Annotated in this window: 19 protein-coding genes and 1 tRNA gene; 18 read left to right on the top strand and 2 right to left on the bottom strand. The window is 39.4% G+C overall.

The genetic code is table 11. From position 1 onward, the window contains the following. The first annotated feature begins 8 nt into the window (after nt 1–8). Nucleotides 9–2018: a protein FilF gene (locus KTH84_RS18550; RefSeq protein ID WP_262474714.1), complete on the top strand. Its 2010-nt coding sequence runs from the start codon at nt 9–11 to the stop codon at nt 2016–2018. A 54-nt stretch (nt 2019–2072) separates the two neighbouring features. Here KTH84_RS18550 and KTH84_RS18555 read toward each other — a convergent pair whose 3' ends face one another. Next, a complete protein-coding gene (locus KTH84_RS18555; RefSeq protein ID WP_202743715.1) occupies nt 2073–2621 on the bottom strand; it encodes an NUDIX hydrolase in 549 nt (182 codons plus the stop codon). 114 nt (nt 2622–2735) lie between these two features. On the opposite strand from KTH84_RS18555, the gene KTH84_RS18560 reads away from it, so the two are divergent. The 6 genes from KTH84_RS18560 (at nt 2736) to fghA (ending at nt 7917) form a co-directional block, all read left to right on the top strand. After that, the gene (locus tag KTH84_RS18560) at nt 2736–3365 is read left to right on the top strand and encodes a CoA pyrophosphatase (RefSeq protein WP_133975273.1); all 630 of its coding nucleotides are present in this window, start codon (nt 2736–2738) and stop codon (nt 3363–3365) included. Nucleotides 3366–3384: 19 nt separating this feature from the next. Beyond that, a complete protein-coding gene (locus KTH84_RS18565) occupies nt 3385–3912 on the top strand; it encodes a gamma carbonic anhydrase family protein (protein WP_114253416.1) in 528 nt (175 codons plus the stop codon). Between the two features lie 134 nt (nt 3913–4046). Next, complete coding sequence (gene tsaB, locus KTH84_RS18570; protein WP_262474702.1) at nt 4047–4712, top strand: tRNA (adenosine(37)-N6)-threonylcarbamoyltransferase complex dimerization subunit type 1 TsaB; 666 nt, start codon at nt 4047–4049, stop codon at nt 4710–4712. Between the two features lie 11 nt (nt 4713–4723). Next, nucleotides 4724–5515, top strand: a complete 792-nt coding sequence (locus KTH84_RS18575; protein WP_262474704.1) for a class I SAM-dependent methyltransferase — start codon at nt 4724–4726, stop codon at nt 5513–5515. A gap of 136 nt (nt 5516–5651) precedes the next feature. Then, on the top strand, nt 5652–7103 hold the full coding sequence (locus KTH84_RS18580) for a C13 family peptidase (RefSeq protein WP_042898581.1): 1452 nt from the start codon (nt 5652–5654) through the stop codon (nt 7101–7103). After that, nucleotides 7072–7917 (top strand): S-formylglutathione hydrolase, encoded by an 846-nt coding sequence (fghA, locus tag KTH84_RS18585; protein ID WP_262474706.1) that lies wholly within the window; start codon nt 7072–7074, stop codon nt 7915–7917. Before KTH84_RS18580 ends, fghA begins: the two co-directional genes overlap by 32 nt. On the opposite strand, the gene KTH84_RS18590 is transcribed toward fghA, so the two are convergent. Further along, complete coding sequence (locus KTH84_RS18590) at nt 7918–8190, bottom strand: DUF2218 domain-containing protein (protein WP_133975265.1); 273 nt, start codon at nt 8188–8190, stop codon at nt 7918–7920. It abuts the gene before it with no gap. Between the two features lie 183 nt (nt 8191–8373). Here KTH84_RS18590 and rpe point away from each other — a divergent pair, with 183 nt between their 5' ends. From rpe to KTH84_RS18645, 11 genes are all read left to right on the top strand, one after another. Next, entirely contained in the window at nt 8374–9060 is a 687-nt protein-coding gene (rpe, locus tag KTH84_RS18595; protein ID WP_202743710.1) for a ribulose-phosphate 3-epimerase, read from the top strand. A gap of 355 nt (nt 9061–9415) precedes the next feature. Then, nucleotides 9416–10237, top strand: coding sequence for a Cof-type HAD-IIB family hydrolase (locus KTH84_RS18600; RefSeq protein WP_202743709.1), 822 nt, complete (start codon nt 9416–9418; stop codon nt 10235–10237). 103 nt (nt 10238–10340) lie between these two features. Continuing rightward, the gene (locus KTH84_RS18605) at nt 10341–10736 is read left to right on the top strand and encodes a hypothetical protein (RefSeq protein ID WP_202743708.1); all 396 of its coding nucleotides are present in this window, start codon (nt 10341–10343) and stop codon (nt 10734–10736) included. A 40-nt stretch (nt 10737–10776) separates the two neighbouring features. Beyond that, entirely contained in the window at nt 10777–12699 is a 1923-nt protein-coding gene (locus KTH84_RS18610; RefSeq protein ID WP_262474710.1) for a copper resistance system multicopper oxidase, read from the top strand. Then, nucleotides 12686–13441 carry a copper resistance protein B gene (locus KTH84_RS18615; RefSeq protein ID WP_262474712.1) on the top strand — a complete coding sequence of 252 codons (756 nt, stop codon included), beginning with the start codon at nt 12686–12688 and terminating at the stop codon, nt 13439–13441. The genes KTH84_RS18610 and KTH84_RS18615 overlap by 14 nt, the downstream gene beginning before the upstream one ends. Before the next feature lie 28 nt (nt 13442–13469). Continuing rightward, nucleotides 13470–14468 carry a cation transporter gene (locus KTH84_RS18620; protein ID WP_202743705.1) on the top strand — a complete coding sequence of 333 codons (999 nt, stop codon included), beginning with the start codon at nt 13470–13472 and terminating at the stop codon, nt 14466–14468. A gap of 195 nt (nt 14469–14663) precedes the next feature. After that, a complete protein-coding gene (locus KTH84_RS18625) occupies nt 14664–14984 on the top strand; it encodes a DMT family transporter (RefSeq protein ID WP_042898571.1) in 321 nt (106 codons plus the stop codon). A gap of 11 nt (nt 14985–14995) precedes the next feature. Further along, nucleotides 14996–15475, top strand: coding sequence for a methylated-DNA--[protein]-cysteine S-methyltransferase (locus KTH84_RS18630; RefSeq protein ID WP_202743703.1), 480 nt, complete (start codon nt 14996–14998; stop codon nt 15473–15475). Between the two features lie 133 nt (nt 15476–15608). Next, complete coding sequence (argJ, locus tag KTH84_RS18635) at nt 15609–16829, top strand: bifunctional glutamate N-acetyltransferase/amino-acid acetyltransferase ArgJ (RefSeq protein ID WP_133975256.1); 1221 nt, start codon at nt 15609–15611, stop codon at nt 16827–16829. Nucleotides 16830–16974: 145 nt separating this feature from the next. After that, nucleotides 16975–18039, top strand: a complete 1065-nt coding sequence (gene nadA, locus KTH84_RS18640; protein WP_133975254.1) for a quinolinate synthase NadA — start codon at nt 16975–16977, stop codon at nt 18037–18039. 142 nt (nt 18040–18181) lie between these two features. Continuing rightward, nucleotides 18182–18255 (top strand) — tRNA-Pro (locus tag KTH84_RS18645). Nucleotides 18256–18257 lie beyond the last annotated feature (2 nt).

Here is an 18257-nt window from a genome sequence, read left to right on the forward strand (position 1 = left end):
AATTAGGAATTATGATGAGTAACAAAATTTTATTACCTTTTGCATTATCCACACTGGCAATCTTATTAAATGGTTGTGGTGGTGGCGGTTCAACAATTAACGAAGATCCTACACAAGGAGGGGGTGGTATTCCAACCACCAATTTAGCTTGTAAAGCAGCTAATATTTCAGATGAATCTTGTTTAAACTTTGAACTGGATTATCCAATTGCTGGCCTAAATTTTGATTGTAGTTTATCTCCTAATCAGCATTACATTACAAAACTAGACCGTAACTCGGTTGGAGGCGCTTGTAGTATTAGTAGTGGTAGGTCAGATGAAACGATATCGCTTTATTTGCAAGGAAATAATGCACGTAAGATCTCTTTAGGAACAATAAAGCTTGATTCACTTGGTAAGTATGGGACTGTACATTTAACTGTGTTAGATATGGCTACAGCATTAACTGGTCAGACTCCAACTTCCATGAGCAATACTGATCCAACTATTAGAGTTGCGATGGCTTTAATTAAGCTATTTCAAAGTATTGGTATTGAACGTGGCGATAACGTGATTGGTGATTTACAGCCAACTCAATTTACTCAAGATAAGAAAGACTTACTGAGCAGTTTGACACAAGATGTGACTGTAGCTGAATGGAAAAGTGGTCAATATGCAAACATCTTAAAACCTTGGTTAGATGTAAGCAAAGTTTCTGATGACCAAGCTTACGAGTTGCTTGTTCAATCAACAAATATCGCTAATGCTGGATTATATCAAGCCAATGAAGCAATATATGCTGGATTTAATAATCTACCAGAACCTCTTCCACTGGGTTTCTATGGTTGTAATCAAACATCTTTAACTAAGTGCTTCAGTACCTCTTCAAGTAATTTACGTCATATGATGGGCAATATGTTCTTGCTTACAGACCGTCAAGGCTATGGTTTTGGTTACGGTTTACAATGGCGGGGGGATGCAACTCTTTCCAAAGATGATAAAGGTAATATTTTAGGTGTATTGCCGGCCATTATTTTATTGACCAAAGCAAAACCTGTACAGATGGTTGCTTCAGGACAAAAAGGATGGTTGAGTCCAATTACCAAAGAAATTCAGTCTACTCAGCCATTACGTTTAAGCGTGGACAGTAATGCGAATAATGATTTACAGATTTATCAAGGTAAACTCGTTAATGAATATGCTGTAGCGGGGAACGAAGGTTTTTATAAACAGTTAACACGCACAACTACTGCTGGAAATGCACAACATTATGGTTTGTGGCGTCAAGCTGTAGGTACGGAAATTTATAATGGTTCTTTAGATATTTTAAAAGCAAATCCAGTAAGTTATTTAGGGAAATCTATTTTTAAAACATCGAAAAATGTGAGCTCTGGTCAGCGTTATGTATTTCCGTTATATGCAACTTTAACTTTTAAGTTTAATACAGCAGGACTTGCTCCAATTGATTTGGGTATTGTGGTTGATGAGTATGGTGATATTCGTACAGATATTAAGCCAAATGCAACTGACACCGACAAATCAGGTCAGTGTGCGACAGTCGCAGATACTAGTCTGATTGATAGTAATGGTATTCAACAATATCGGATCGGGACTACAGGTGGTACACAATCTTCAGATAATGATAGTTCGATTACAGTTCGTATGATTTTATCAAATCCTCAGTTAGGTAACCTTAATGGGATTATGATGGGACTTAATTCTATAGTGAAACAGGATTCTGATATAAAAGATAATATAGATGATTCGATTTCAGTGAGTGGCGCTAAGATTAATATTTACAATCTATTAGCTGGTCAAAATACAGGTAATAGTATTAATTTGAGTACCTTTGAAAATACAACAGTGAATTGGATTAACTTACACGCTTATTATCAGGCTGTTTATAATAATATTAAGGATATTAGTCCGGCACCAACCGATGCTGAAAAAGCTTTGGCTCAACGCATGATTGGTAGCGTAACGATTAAACTGGCGAATCAGTCTATCCCAGCTTGTAATGCGATTAAAACTAAATCTTAAAATATTAAACAAATAAAAAAGACCGTCTAGCGGTCTTTTTTATTATCTAATTGATTAACCTGTATGGTCTAAACGAGTACCTAAAGTCTCAAGATGTGTTGGGAAAACTTGTTTTTTACGGTCTTCAAAATAATGTCTTAGTGTGTGTTCAACGCTAGGGAAGGCAAGCTCACCCCATGGAATTTCATGTTCTTCAAACAGACGACTCTCGATACTTTCTTCGCCTGCACCAAAAATTCCATCTTTCAGCTGCGCTTTAAACAACACATAAATCTGACCAATACGAGGAATATTGTACATACAGTATAGTTGCTCTATTTCAATCTCGGCTTCTGCTTCTTCACGAGTTTCACGTGCTGCTCCTTGCTCCATGGTTTCGAACAATTCCATATAACCAGCAGGTAGGGTCCATAAACCATAACGAGGTTCAATAGCACGACGACAGAGTAATACTTTGTCTTCCCATAACGCTAAGGCACCACAGATTACTTTAGGATTTTCATAATGGATATTGCCACACTGAGTACAAACACGACGTACTTTATGATCACCTAAAGGAATTTTTTGTTCGGTTTTATGCCCACACGCTACACAGAAACTCATAATTATCATCGAGTATAGAGATGCCTCAGCATAACTGAATTTTTAGACTTACGCATCAACTCTATTCCCTAAGTTTATTTTTCAGATATGATGCAAAGAGAGACAGAATAATAGGTGAATGGTATGGAAGAGCACTTGCTAACACAAAAGTTACAGCAAAGATTGCGCTTTTCCACCCGCATACAAGAAGCACAAGCTGCAGTACTCATTGCTATTACAAATGAAAATAATCCTAAGGTATTACTCACTCGCCGTTCAATACACATGAACAATCATGCTGGTGAAGTTTCTTTTCCTGGTGGAAAGCGTGATCCAAGTGACACGAGTAATATTGTTGTTGCGCTAAGAGAAGCTCAGGAAGAGACCGCTTTAAATCCTTTTGATGTGCAGTTGCTCGGCGATTTGCCAATGCAACGTGCAAGAAGCGGGTTATCTGTAAAACCCATCGTTGGGCTTATTCCTCCAGAGATTACGTTAATACCTCAACCTACGGAAATTGATCGAATCTTTTTCGTGCCGTTGCAGCAACTCATCGAGACAAGACCAACGCCTCACGAAGTACGTTATGCCCATCAATCTTTATATTTTCCGAGTTTACAGATTGATAATGAAATTATTTGGGGTTTAACTGCTCGTATGCTAGTTGCTCTGTTTAAATACGGGTTAGGTTATCAAAAAGATTGGCCATTTTTACTTAACTCACCAACCTTTGGTATGCCAAAATTTTCTCATAAGAATAAATGATCAGGACTGATAAATTATGATGTATAGCTATCAAGGACAGCACCCAAAAGCCTTACATGAACCATGGGATGGTTGGGTTGCTCCCACAGCAACGTTGATTGGACAAGTAGAGTTGGGTCGTCAAGTCAGCATCTGGTTTGGTGCAGTAGTTCGTGCTGATAACTGTGTAGTTCGAATTGGTAATTTTTCTAATATTCAAGAAAATTCTGTATTACATACCGATGCTGGGCTAGAGCTCAATATTGGTGAATATGTCACGGTCGGACATAAAGTCATGCTGCATGGCTGTACGATTGGTGACAACAGTTTGATTGGTATGAACGCCGTGATTTTAAATCGGGCTGTGATTGGTAAAAATTGTATTATTGGCGCTAATGCTTTAATTCCAGAAGGGAAAGTCATTCCGGATAATTCAGTCGTTATGGGATCACCCGGCAAAATTGTTAAAACTTTAGATGAAGATGGTGCGGCTAAAATACGGTTGAGTGCATTGCATTATGCTGAACATTTTAAAAGCTACGCTGATTTAAAAGAATTCCACTTTTAACTCTTTTTTAGCAAAAAAAATTATGCCAAGTTAAATCTTGGCATTTTTATTTAGACAGAGAACAACTCGCCTATCAGAGCCGAGTGGGGTATTATAACCCCCGTTTTTAATCTGATTTAATACTAAGGTTGTGCATGAAATTGCTGGCGTTGGAAACTGCAAATGAGCAGTGTTCTATTTCATTAGTCGATGAAACCCAAGAACTGTTTTTTCAACTCGATACGCGGGCGAAAGCACAAACCCAGACCATTTTGCCCATGATTGAGCAGGGGATACAACAAACAGGTCTTGAGGTTGCTGGTCTGGATGCGATTGCCTTTAGTCGTGGCCCGGGTTCTTTTAGTGGTGTCCGAATTAATGCAGCTGTGACTCAGGCTTTAGCATGGTCACAAGATTTACCCGTTATTCCCGTTTCGAGTTTACAAGCTTTAGCACAAGCAGCATACCGACTTGAAGGTTTGGAACAGGTGACTGCGGTTCTCGATGCTCGTATGAATGAAGTTTATATTGCAAGTTTTGTTCTAGATGAACATGGAATTATGCAATGTATTGATGAAGAAAAATTAATGGGCTACGAACCAGCGACTGCTTATGCAAAACATTGCTTAATTGGTTCGGGTGCAAAGCTCCTTCAAGCTGATGCAGAGCATCAAACAATCACTGCAACTGCACAAGACATTGCTTCTATTGCACGTGTTTATGCAGCGCAAAAGCAGTGGGTTGATGCTGAACATGCTTTGCCAGTTTATTTACGTGATGATGCATGGAAAAAAATAGCAGATCAGGGTAAAGCAAAATAAAGGCACTACTCATGCACATATATTTTGAAGTAGATTTTCAAGAACAAGCTCAGAACTACCAAGCTGTGCTTTGTTCTAGAGGTGTGACTGTTGAATTGCAGCCAGTTGAAAAGCTGAATGCACGTTTTTTGCGTTTAAATCCTGAATTGGCACTTTGTGTAGATGAAAATGGGCTATGGTTATCAGCAAATGGCATGAAAATGCAGCCCGACTGGAAAGCCGAAATTTCCCGTTTAAAACGTGCAAGTCTTAAATCAGAAATGATTGCTCGGGCTTGTCAGTTAGGTGAAAAACCAACCTTAATTGATGCTACAGCTGGTTTAGGCCACGATAGTTTGCTCATGGCTTATTTGGGCGCACAAATACAATTGGTTGAGCGCCATCCGATTTTATTTACCTTACTTGAAGATGCAAAAGCCCAAGCTGAACAAGATAGCTTTTTAAGTCAGTTTATGGATCGGATTCAACTGATCTTTGCTGACTCTGCAAGTTATTTACAACAGTTACAGCAAACAGCTCAAATGGTTGATGTGGTTTATCTAGACCCGATGTTTCCGCAGCGTGATCAGAATCATCAAGTAGTCAAAAAGCAAGCTCAAGTTAAAAAACAGATGCAGCTTTTACATCTCCTTTTACCCGAAGATGGCGAAATGGATTTAGGTGATAATTTACTGTTTCTGGCGCAGAAAGTTGCTAAACGTGTGGTGGTTAAACGACCACGCCATGCTGTTTTTCTGGCAAATCAAGAGCCAGCTCATCAATGGCAAGGAGATGCTTGTCGTTTTGATGCGTATTTTCAGTAGGCTTATGTAAGGTTAGGTTTTATTGCTTGAATAATGTACAAATATATGTGATATAGTTCAAAAGCATGATTGCTAAAATTCTTAGCAGGCATACACTTAAGATGCCTGACAAAAACGAAATTTTTGAAAACCTTTTATGATTGATCTTAAACCCTCCATTAACTTTTGGCATGATTTTAAAAGCAACCAAATTGCCGGAATGTGGCTGTTTTTGGGATCAAGACGTTCTTTACAAATTGTACATCCATCTATTCTTCAGCTCATTGTCTGGGGAATTTTAGGGGGATGTACTAACTCTCTTTATAGCTGGCTTGTGGCCGGTCAAATTGGTGATTTCAATTCACAAGGGTTAATTGGTTACGCACTTTGGCCGTTTATTGCCTTAATTGTCGGTATATTTTTATCACAGCGCACCAACCAACCTCGCTTAATGCTAGTACCAGCTTTACTTTGGTTGGTTCTAGATACAAATATCTTATTAATTCAATGTTTAATTCAGTATTTAGGTTCTAACGGTTATCTCAACTTTATTCCAGATGCCATTTATAACGGAATTTTACCGAGCTTATTTGTAGCTTTGTTTGTGTGGCAAAGTTTAGCGGTGATTTGGGTTTTCTCACGTGAGCTTAAGTGGCCTTGGTGGGAGCGTGCACTTGTCATGGTTGCGACTATTGCGACGATGGTGGTCTGGCAGCTTTCTGTAAAAGATCAACCGATTTGGAAGGTTGAAGATTCAGCTCCCACATTTGCTGAAGATGCTTTTTATGCGCAAAGTAAGCTGTTGAATGATTCTTTAGAGCAAGTCGAATATGGTGAGCAGGCAAAAAGTCATTGGTATTTTTTAGGCGTGGCAGGTGACAGCTACCAAGATGTTTTTAAATCGGAAGTAGTCCGTATTAAAGAACAGTTTGATACACGTTTTGGAACAATTGGTCGGTCAATGATGCTGGTCAATAATCCAGATACGCGTACTGAAATTCCGATTGCCTCTAAAACCAGTATAGAGTTAGCCCTACGCCGTATGGGGCAGCAAATGAACCGTGATAGTGATGTACTATTTCTATATATGACTTCACACGGTGAACAAAATCACTTCGAAATTGAGAATGCACCATTAGATCTAGGGCAAGTAGACCCTAAATGGTTGCGTGAAACACTTGATAAATCCGGTATTCGCTGGCGTGTGATTGTCATCTCTGCCTGTTATTCAGGAAGCTTTATTCCTGCTTTACAGTCTCCAGATACCTTAATTATTACTGCATCTGCTGCTGATAAAACTTCTTTTGGATGTAATAACGAAGCCGACTATACCTATTTTGGTCGGGCTTTCTTTGATTTGGCTATGCGAGAGCAATCTTCGATGAAAGATTCGTTTAGTACAGCTAAGCAAACAGTAACCAAATGGGAAGTGGCTCAAGGTGTAGAACCTTCAGAGCCTCAGTGGATGATTGGTAAAAATATGGAACTCATGCTACCTCAATTGGAAAAGTATCTATTTCCTCAGCAAAATACTGGTAGTGTAGATATTGCTCAAACAAAAACAGAGGCCAAAAACGATGCAACTCCTGCAAAAAAACCGCTGCTTTGAGGGTGAGCAGCGTATATACCAATTTGAATCTTCTTATTTAAAAGGACCGGCTAAGTTTGGTGTGTATTTGCCACCAGCCGCTTTAGAAGGTAAACCTTGTTCAACCTTGTTTTATTTAGCAGGTTTAACTTGTACTGAAGAAACCTTTGCCATAAAAGCACATGCACAGCATATGGCAGCACAGTTAAGTTTAATATTGATTACGCCAGACACTTCTCCTCGTGGAGAACAAGTCGCTGCAGGGGATAATTGGGATTTAGGTCAAGGTGCAGGTTTCTATATTAATGCAACGCAAGCACCTTGGTCTGATCATTATCAAATGGAAAGCTATTTGATTGATGAGTTATATCCACTTATTTTGAAAAACTTTCCTGTAAATGCTCAACAAGTCGGTATCTTTGGGCACTCAATGGGTGGCCACGGGGCATTAACTTTAGCGTTTAAATATCCTCAAAAGTTCAAGTCTGTATCTGCTTTTGCACCGATCTGTGCACCAACTGAATGTGCATGGGGAGACAAAGCCTTTAGTCATTATTTAGGGGATGACCGCGGTAGCTGGCTGGCTCATGATGCCACAGCCTTAGTTTCAAAAAATGGTGCAGTATTTGATGAAATTTTGCTTGATCAGGGATTGGATGATCAATTTTATGAACAGCTTCACCCTGAAAAATTTAAGCAAGCATGTTTAAAAGCGGGACAGCCCTTAACTTTAAGACAACATGCTGGCTATGATCATGGCTATTACTTTATTCAAACCTTTATGGATGAGCATTTGCAGTTTCATGCAATCCAGTTAGAAAAGGTAAATGGCTAATTAATGCTGCCATTCCACCTGAAATTCTTGTTGAGCCATACGATTTAGATGATCAAGTACAACTTTTTCTAAGTGGTCGTGGTCATCTAATTGGCTATCAATAGCAACGTTTAACTGCTCTATTTCTGGTGTAAGAGTAATGGTTGCTGTAGGCATTAAGATTTTGAAATCTTGTTCTGTTTCTTGTACTTCAAATTTGTGTTTCCAATGATTAACTAGACGTTTTGCAATACGTTTACCATCGTTTGTTAATAGATGAGTTGTGCTTTTCATTATAAATCCTCACATTGGTTAAATGTACCTTAACAAATTCGTTTAGTCCTTGGCATTCTAATGTTGCAACGTTACGTTGCAAGTTTGAAATGTTGTCATTTAAGCAAGGAAGGGCGGCCCAATTAGGCGGTTTTTTGTTATAATTTAAGCCTCTCCTTAAATTCTTAGCCAGGTCATCCACCTATGTCCAAGCCTTATTTGATTGCTCCTTCTATTTTATCTGCTGACTTTGCTCGTTTAGGTGCAGATGTAGACAAAGTGTTAGCCGCGGGTGCAGATGTAGTGCATTTTGATGTAATGGATAACCACTATGTTCCAAATTTAACTTTTGGTGCTGGCATTTGTAAGGCTTTAAAAAATTATGGAATTAAAGCGCCTGTTGATGTGCATTTAATGGTGTCTCCGGTTGACCGTATTATTGGAGATTTTTTGGAAGCTGGTGCCGATATTATTACGTTTCACCCAGAAGCCTCTCATCACATTGACCGTTCACTACAACTGATTAAATCAGGTGGTGCTAAAGCTGGTCTCGTATTTAACCCTGCAACGCCATTGCATTATCTAGATTATGTACTTGATAAAGTTGACCAAATTTTAATAATGAGTGTGAACCCTGGCTTTGGTGGGCAAAAGTTCATTCCAATGACATTAGAAAAATTACGTGAAGCTCGTAAAATTATTGATGCAAGTGGCCGTGATATTCGTTTAGAAGTTGACGGTGGTGTTGGCCCTGCAAATATTCGTGAAATTGCAGAAGCGGGCGCAGATATGTTTGTTGCAGGTTCAGCAATTTTTGGTCAACCAGATTATAAAGTTGTAATTGATCAAATGCGTGCAGAGCTTGCGAAAGTAGGTAGTGTAGACGCTTAAAAAGTATGTTGAATCGAGAATAAGCTTGTGGATAACTTTGTTTATAACTGTATGGATAACTGTGTTGATAACCATATGGATAAGATGTTGGTAAAATAAACAAAATTAGATCAACTGCTTATTCTTTAGACAGAATGTATAAAAAAAGAACGTTTTGGCGTTCTTTTTTTATACGAGTTGGATATTTTATTATCTGGTTTTTTATTAAGCTCTACTAAAAAATAACCTGTGCAAAAAACGATAATACTGTGTGGACACTTTTTAATAGATATATAGATGTAAAACTGTAAAAGTGTCATGAAAAATAAAGCTAAATTTGGTTTAATAAGATTTTAGTAAGAGATTTAAACAATTAATGACGATAAAAATTTTAGCGGTAGATATGGATGGGACTTTTCTTAATTCTAAGAAGCAGTACAACAAAGCACGTTTTTTAAAACAGTACGAACAACTCAAACAAAATAAAATTCATTTTGTGGTTGCCAGTGGTAACCAACACGCAAAGCTTGTTACCTACTTTCCAGAAATTAGTCATGAAATCGCTTTTATTGCAGAAAATGGCGCACATGTTGTAGATGCAGGACAAGAATTAGCTTTTGCTCATTTAAGTCAGCAACAATTTATTGAGACTTTAAAAGCGATTAATTCAACCTATACATCTAAAATGGTGATCTGTGGAAAACAGAGTGCTTATGTACATACGAGTATGCAAGCCGAGGACTACGCCAAAGTCGCTCGATATTTTGAAAAACTGACAGTTATAGATGACTTTTATGCACTAGATGACTTGGTATGTAAGATTACTTTTATTGCTCAGGAAAATGAAAGTTTTGCTATTTTTCAAGATCTTCAGCAGCAAAGTTTTGTGGCAGATAAAGTATTAGTTCCTGTTTCAAGTGGTTTTGACTTTATCGATCTTATTCTTCCTGACCAGCATAAAGCGCATGGTTTGAAGCTACTATTACAAAAATGGCAAGTTGAACCTGATCAAGTGATTGCAATTGGCGACAATAATAATGATATCCAGATGATTAAGGCCGTGGGTTATGGCTTTGCGGTTGAAAATGCAGTAGAAGCTTTAAAAGCAGTAGCGCCTTATGCGGCTGCGAGTAATGAACAAGAAGGTGCATTGCAGGTAATTGATTTAGTACTTCAGCATCAACCGCCATTTGTTTAATTGCTCTATAACAAACAGTTAAGATGGGAAATTGTATCTGTTATAAAACTTGGTTATGCTAGTGGACCTAAGATTTATAAATTGCATAAGGCAATAAACGACAATGGCCCTACAACACTTACGCAAGTATGCTTGGTTTGTGTTCCTAATGACTTTGGTCATTGGGTGGAGTGGTGTGTCTATTGCTCAGACGCCTATGCAGCATGATCTTCACACGGTGCCATGTCATAGTGAAAAAAATTCGCATAAGAATATGCATGTTCAAGCAGATGATCAGACTGTATGTCACCAAACCATGACTCAGTCTGATCATTCGCACGGTGAGCATTGTAAGGACTGTAACCCCGTACATTGTCAAATCGTGAATCTGGCATTGCAGCAAGCTGTACCAGATCTTGAATCATCATTTATTCCAATATCGTCTCAATTTAGCAGTATTTATCAGGCTCAGCATTTAGCCGGATACTGGCAAGAAATTTTACGTCCTCCTAAAGCTTAATCCTTTCTTACTTATTTTTTAATTAAAAAGGATTACAGCAATGTCTCATAAAACAATTAGCAGCTTAGTCGCTGTATTTGGGCTATTGGTTTCACCATGGTCCCTCGCGGCAATTAAGGAATATCACCTTAATATTAATGAACAACAGGTAAATGTTACTGGCCAACCGCTAAAACGAATTACCGTAAATGGAAAATTTACAGCACCTCTCCTTGAGTTTGAAGAAGGGGATGACGCTGTTATTCATGTGCATAACCAATTAAAGAATCAGGATACGTCTTTGCACTGGCATGGTTTGTTATTGCCGGGATTAATGGATGGTGTACCGGGTTTTAATAATTTTAAAGGAATTGCTCCAAACGGAGATTTTGTTTACCGCTTTAAGGTGAAACAAAACGGCACTTACTGGTACCACGCCCACAGTAAAGGCCAAGAGCAAGACGGTTTATATGGCCCACTCGTGATTTACCCGAAAGGGAGAACACCAGTTGCAGCGCATGAAAAAACTGACCGTGATTATGTTGTGATGCTTTCAGATTTTCATAATTCTTCTAGCGATAGCATTATGAAGAATTTGAAAAAATCTGCTGAGTATTATCAAAATCGCCGTGAAACCGTATCTGATGTCTGGAAGCAGGTTAAAGCACAAGGCTTAAAAGCAACTTGGCAAGATCGTTCGATGTGGAATCAGATGCGGATGTTAAAAACAGATATGTCTGATGTGACGGGTTATACCTTCTTAGTCAACGGAAAAACACCGCAGCAAAACTGGACAGGTGATTTTAAGGCGGGAGATAAAGTCCGACTACGTTTCATTAATGCCTCTGCAATGTCATTTTTTGATGTCAGAATTCCAAACTTGAAAATGACAGTCGTGAGTGCAGATGGGCAGCCAGTAAAGCCTGTTGCAATTGATGAGTTTCGTATTGGAACGGCCGAAACCTACGATGTGATTGTTGAACCTAAACAGGCAAATTATCAGATTGAAGCAGAGTCAATTGACCGTAGTGGTTTTGCCATTGGTACTTTGCATGATGAAAATACTCAGTCGGCGGGGCCAATTAAAATGCCGCAGTCACGCCCGCGATCTTTATTGACCATGGAAGATATGGGTATGAGTCATGGTGATGGATCGAGTGATGAACATGCTAGCCATCAAATGAACATGCAACATGACATGTCGGCGATGCCAGAAGTGAAAAAAGAGGCAAGCCATACCAACCATGATCATGCAATGATGAACATTGACCATGAAATGAAAGATATGTCATCTGGCAAAAATAATCATTCCATGAAGCACAACATGTCAGAAATTCCTGAAATGAAACACGATATGCAGGCAAAGACATCTAGTGAGCAGGACCATTCGATGATGAATATGAAGTATGAGATGCCAGCTCAATCTGAGAATACGAATAAAAAAGATGAGCCGGTGTATGGCTGGGCAAATGCTTCAACACCAGCTGGTATGAAAGCTCTTCAATATAGTGATTTGCAATCTTTAACACCTCAGCCAGACACGCGTGCCCCAGAGAGAGAACTCGTTATCCGTTTAGGCGGCAACATGGAGCGTTATATCTGGACCATTAATGGCAAGAAATTTAGTGAAGCTGCACCATTACAAGTTAAATATGGCGAACGTATTCGCTTGAAGTTCGTGAATGACAGCATGATGGCGCATCCAATGCATTTACATGGCATGTTTATGCAATTGGAAAATGGTCAGCAAGCTGAAAACTTACCCAATAAACATACTGTTATTGTTCCACCAGGAAAGACTGTTACTGCGTTATTGACAGCCGATGCTTTGGGAGAATGGGCAATTCATTGTCATCTGCTTTATCACATGAGTGCAGGAATGATGAATAAGTTGATTGTGGCTCAAGTAAATGATGGACAACCCACATCTCAAGCACCTGTTCAATCTGAAAATGAGAAAGGAGCTAGTCATGCACATCACTAAGTTATTTTCTCAAATGATATGTTGCGGTGTTTTCTCTGGCGTATCGGTTGTTACTTTTGCTCAAGAACCTTTAACACATGATCATTTACGCGAACATGGTGGTCAGGTTTATCAGGCGACTACGATTGATACGGGCTGGACTCAAAATGAAGAAGGAGAAGGCAGTTTTTCTTCTGAATTAGAAAGTTGGGTGGGAACTGATGAAAACAAATTGTTCATTAAAGCTCATGTTGAAAAAGCCGAGTCCGAAGATGCTAATTACGGCGGTTCAGTACTTTATAGCCGCAATGTAGCTGACTATTGGGATGTACAGGCTGGGGTGAACTATGAACGTTTGCAAAGAGAAGGGAATAAAGAAGACCGCTGGGCAGGTGTAGTGGGTTTACATGGTTTAGCCCCTTACTTTTTTGAAACCGATGCCTATCTGTATGCAGGTGAAGATCAGTTGTGGAAGCTAAGCTTAGAAACTGAAAGAGACTTACTCTTTACCCAAAAGTTAATTGGTAAACCTTATTTAAAAGCAGATGTTGTTTTGCAAGATGAATCTCGCTATGCCAGTAAAACAGGTATCTCGAGTTTACAAGCTGGTTTTCAAACCCGTTATGAAATCAACAAAAAGATAATGCCATTTGTTGATGTTGGTTATGGCTATGAAAAAGGTTTCAAACAGACGGCTTGGCAAACTGGAACCGACTCTGAACATGGTTGGTATTATGGAGCAGGGTTAACACTAAAATTCTAATTGCAGAACAAAAAGTAAGCTTAACGACATGCCATTGGTTTATACTAATGGCATTGTTTTTTGTGTCAGTTATGGTGCACAGATGGCTTTAGAAAAACAAGAGAATCAAATAAATGCAAATAAAAATTGCTCAAATTGTGGGTGTACAAGTGAAGTCGTACCTCAAAAAGATATGGGAGTAAGTCAGCTCGTCTCTAAAAAGAGTCAATGGGTAAGCTATTATCATATTCCCAAAATGGACTGTGCTGCAGAAGAGCAGATGGTACGTATGGCATTAGCCTCTTACGCTGATGATATTCAAGAACTCTATTTTGATTTACCTGCCCGTCATTTAGCGGTTTATCATAGTGCTCAGGCTGAAATGTTAACCCAAAGCTTACAGCGCCTAGGCTTGGGCGCAGAATTGCAGCAGACGCAACCTCATTATGATTACGTCGAAAAACCTAAAAAAGTACGAAGTAACACTTCTACAAGTGCATCGCAAAAACAGGTTTTACAGTGGTTATTACTGATTAATGCTGTCATGTTCGTCATTGAGTTTATGGCAGGCATCATTGCATCATCGACAGGGTTAATCGCCGATTCACTTGATATGTTTGCAGACGCTGCAATCTATGGCATTGCCTTATTCGTAGTCGGTAAAAATCTTAACGCTCAATTAAAAGCTGCACATCTTTCTGGTTGGTTTCAGTTCGGTTTAGCCATGATTGTTTTAATTGATGTGCTACGCCGTTTTGTATATGGCAGTGAACCTGTTTCAATTTTAATGATTTTAATTGGTGGATTAGCCCTTGCGGCGAATATTACTTGTCTTTATTTAATGAGTGATCACAAAAATAGTGGAGCACACATGAAGGCAAGTTATATCTTCTCTGCCAATGATGTGATTGTAAATTTAGGGGTTATTGTTGCTGGCATTCTAGTTGCTTTTACAGGTTCGAATTATCCTGACTTAATTATTGGATTGATTGTTGTATTATTCGTTTTAAATAGTGCTCGAAAAATTCTACTCCTAAAAAATGAATAGTTTCAGGTTTTAACTTATTTGAATATATAAGAAATTTAATTTTAAAATTTAGTAAGTGAAGGTGATGTAATTGATATCAATTGCCTTCATTTTTTATTTTAAAGTAAACTCCTAGTTCAATAGAAAGGAGGAACGACCTCCCCCAGACTGGGTAATCATGTCAGGACGACCTGACAATAAGAACAAGTGAACGTTATGGCTTGGGCAATTTTAATTTTAGCAGGTGTATTTGAAATTATTTGGGCATATTCTATGAAAATGTCCGAAGGTTTTACCCGCTTAACTCCGAGTATTATTACTGTGGTTTTTATGATTTTGAGTGTAGTTCTACTTTCAATTTCAATGAAAACTTTACCCCTTGGCACTGCCTATACGGTTTGGACAGGAATTGGCGCAATTGGATCATTTCTAGTCGGTATATTCTTTCTCAATGAACCTATGGGTGCTATGCGAATGATTGCCGCTGTACTGATTGTGTCAGGTTTGGTTTTAATGAAAATTTCGTCGCCGTCCTAAGAGAATAAACTATGTTGCTATCTTATAAGTATATTGATTCGCCTGTTGGTCAATTAAAGTTAGTCGCGAATGAAAACGCTTTGGTAGCAGTACTCTGGGACAATGAAAATCCGAAACGTGTTCGGCTGGCTGAGCTGGTCGAACAACTTGAACATCCAGTTTTATTAAAAACTCAGCAGCAATTAGAAGAATATTTTGAAGGCAAACGCTGTGAGTTTACTTTGCCGTTAGATTTTGAAGGAACCTTGTTTCAAAAACAGGTCTGGGCTGCGTTACTCACCATCCCTTATGGGGAAACAAGAAGTTATAAAGAAATCGCAATTCAAATTGGTAATGAAAAAGCGGTGCGAGCAGTGGGCGCTGCAAATGGAAAAAACCCGATTTCGATTATTGCGCCGTGTCATCGGGTTATCGGTGCGAGTGGGGCATTAGTTGGTTTTGCTGGTGGTCTTGATAAGAAAGATATTTTGTTGAAACTAGAGCAACAATGAGCCGTTTTGCGCTCGATTTTTTTAGACTTTTCTAATAAGCTGTTAACAATGATATTTCATGAAGAAAGTGCTTCATTGCATCGCTTTTTTGAAATATTGATCTTATTCATAACAAACTCTGGATGTTCTAAAAATGGCTGTCGGTGACGTAACAATGCCACAAATGCATGTGGTAAAAGGTGTAAAAATTGGCTCAACAGAAGCATATGTACGTTACCCGAACCGACGAGATTTAGTCATTTTTGAGTTTGCAAAAGGTTCAAATGTTGCAGGTGTTTTTACCCAAAATGCATTTTGTGCCGCACCTGTTCATGTCTCTAAAGCTCATCTTGCACAAGGAAACCCTCGCTATTTAGTGATTAATACGGGCAATGCCAATGCAGGAACTGGGCCGACAGGTTTAAAAAATGCTCAAGATACTTGCGCAAAATTGGCTGAGATTGCAGGGGTAAATAGCTCAGAAATTTTACCATTTTCTACAGGTGTAATTGGTGAGCAGCTTCCAATGGAGCGTTTACTGGCTGGACTTCGACCTGCATTAAACACTTTGCAAGAGGCTGCTTGGTATGACGCGGCATCTGGCATTATGACCACAGATACAGTGCCTAAAGGCGCATCTGAACAATTTGAGCTAGATGGTATTACTTATACCATGACAGGTATTAGTAAAGGCGCTGGCATGATTCGTCCAAACATGGCAACCATGTTGAGCTTTGTAGCTACAGACGCACCTATTAGCCGCGATTTAGTACAAAGCTTATTAAAGACAACGGTTGAGCATTCATTTAACCGTATTACGATTGATGGCGATACCTCAACCAATGACTCTTGTATTTTTGTGGCAACAGGTCAGGCAGGTGGAGCTGAAATTACTTCAATTAACGATGCACGCTACGCTCAAGTGTTAGAAGTACTTGCGCGTGTAATGAATCGTTTAGCACAGTTAATTGTACGTGATGGCGAAGGTGCAACGAAGTTTATTACTGTTGCTGTAGAAGGCGGTGGCAATACTCAAGAATGTTGCGATATTGCTTATAGCATTGCTCATTCACCGTTAGTAAAAACCGCACTTTTTGCATCTGACCCGAACTGGGGACGTATTTTGGCGGCAATTGGCTATGCTGGGGTGAAAGACTTAGACGTGTCTAAAATTCAAGTGTGGCTAGATGAAGTACAAATCTGTAAAGATGGCGGAGCTGCCGAGGATTATACCGAAGAGGCGGGTGCAAGTGTTATGGCACAAACCGAAATTACCATTCGAGTTGATTTAGGACGCGGTCAAGCCAAAGACACGGTATATACCTGTGACTTATCTTATGACTATGTCAAAATTAATGCTGATTACCGTTCGTAAATATTCAGTTATAATCAAGCCTCGACAAAGAGGCTTTTTTATTAGCCCCACCTTTTGATATTAAATGATTGAACTATTAAATCATTTAAGCAGTAACGTTATATGCGAGCAGGTATGCCAGCATGAAGGATAGAGAAGACGTTTTATGAGTGATGCGACTTTAATTGCCAACGATGCAAAAAACATTGTACAAGCGCATTTAGACCGTTTAGGTGAGCCGAAAGACAACCGCTTAAGTGAAGAAGCCAAACAACAAAAGTTTGCACAGATCGAAGCAGAGCTCAAAAAACGTGATGCTGTCCTTGTTGCTCACTATTATTGTGATCCTGAAGTGCAGGAGCTTGCTGAAAAAACAGGTGGTTGTGTTTCTGATTCTTTAGAAATGGCCCGTTTCGGACGAGATCATCCTGCCTCTACACTGGTTGTGGCAGGTGTAAAATTTATGGGAGAAACAGCTAAAATTCTGTCTCCTGAAAAAACAATTCTCATGCCGACACTCGAAGCGACGTGTTCACTCGATTTAGGTTGTCCAGTTGATGAGTTCACAGCATTTTGTGATCAGCATCCTGACTACACCGTAGTAGTCTATGCCAACACCTCGGCTGCTGTTAAAGCACGAGCAGACTGGGTAGTAACATCAAGCTGTGCGGTCGAAATTGTTGAACATCTTGATAGCTTAGGCGAGAAAATTATCTGGGCACCAGATCAGCACTTAGGCCGTTATATTCAAAAGAAAACCGGTGCTGATATGTTGCTTTGGGATGGCGCGTGTATTGTGCATGAAGAGTTTCGTGCACGTGGTATTGCCAACATGAAAGCATTGTACCCAGATGCAGCGGTATTGGTACATCCAGAATCGCCAGAGTCGGTTGTAGACATTGCAGATGCGGTAGGTAGTACTTCTCAATTGATTAAAGCTGCGCAGACTTTGCCAAATGAAAGACTTATTGTGGCAACTGACCGTGGTATTTTCTATAAAATGCAGCAAGCTGTACCAAATAAAATTTTAGTTGAGGCGCCAACAGCAGGTGAGGGTGCAACTTGCCGTTCATGTGCTCACTGTCCGTGGATGGCAATGAATGAACTCGATGGAATTTTAGAAGTTTTACAAAAAGGCGATCAGGAAATACACGTTGAACCAGCGCTTGCTGAACGTGCCAAAATGCCTTTAGATCGAATGTTAGCCTTTAGTGCATCGTTAAAGCGTTAAAAAACCTCAAAATGCTTGTTAAATATACATTTGATAAGGATTTTTAACTTTTTTTGACAATAGGTGTTGACGTCTGAGGGCGTCGCGCCTAGAATGCACACCGTACCGCACGATGTGCGATACAGCAAAAGCTGAGATAGATCGGAGCATAGCACAGCCTGGTAGTGCACCTGGTTTGGGACCAGGGGGTCGTAGGTTCGAATCCTACTGCTCCGACC

The organism is Acinetobacter sp. WU_MDCI_Abxb74, assembly GCF_025513915.1.
Classification (GTDB): domain Bacteria; phylum Pseudomonadota; class Gammaproteobacteria; order Pseudomonadales; family Moraxellaceae; genus Acinetobacter; species Acinetobacter calcoaceticus_C.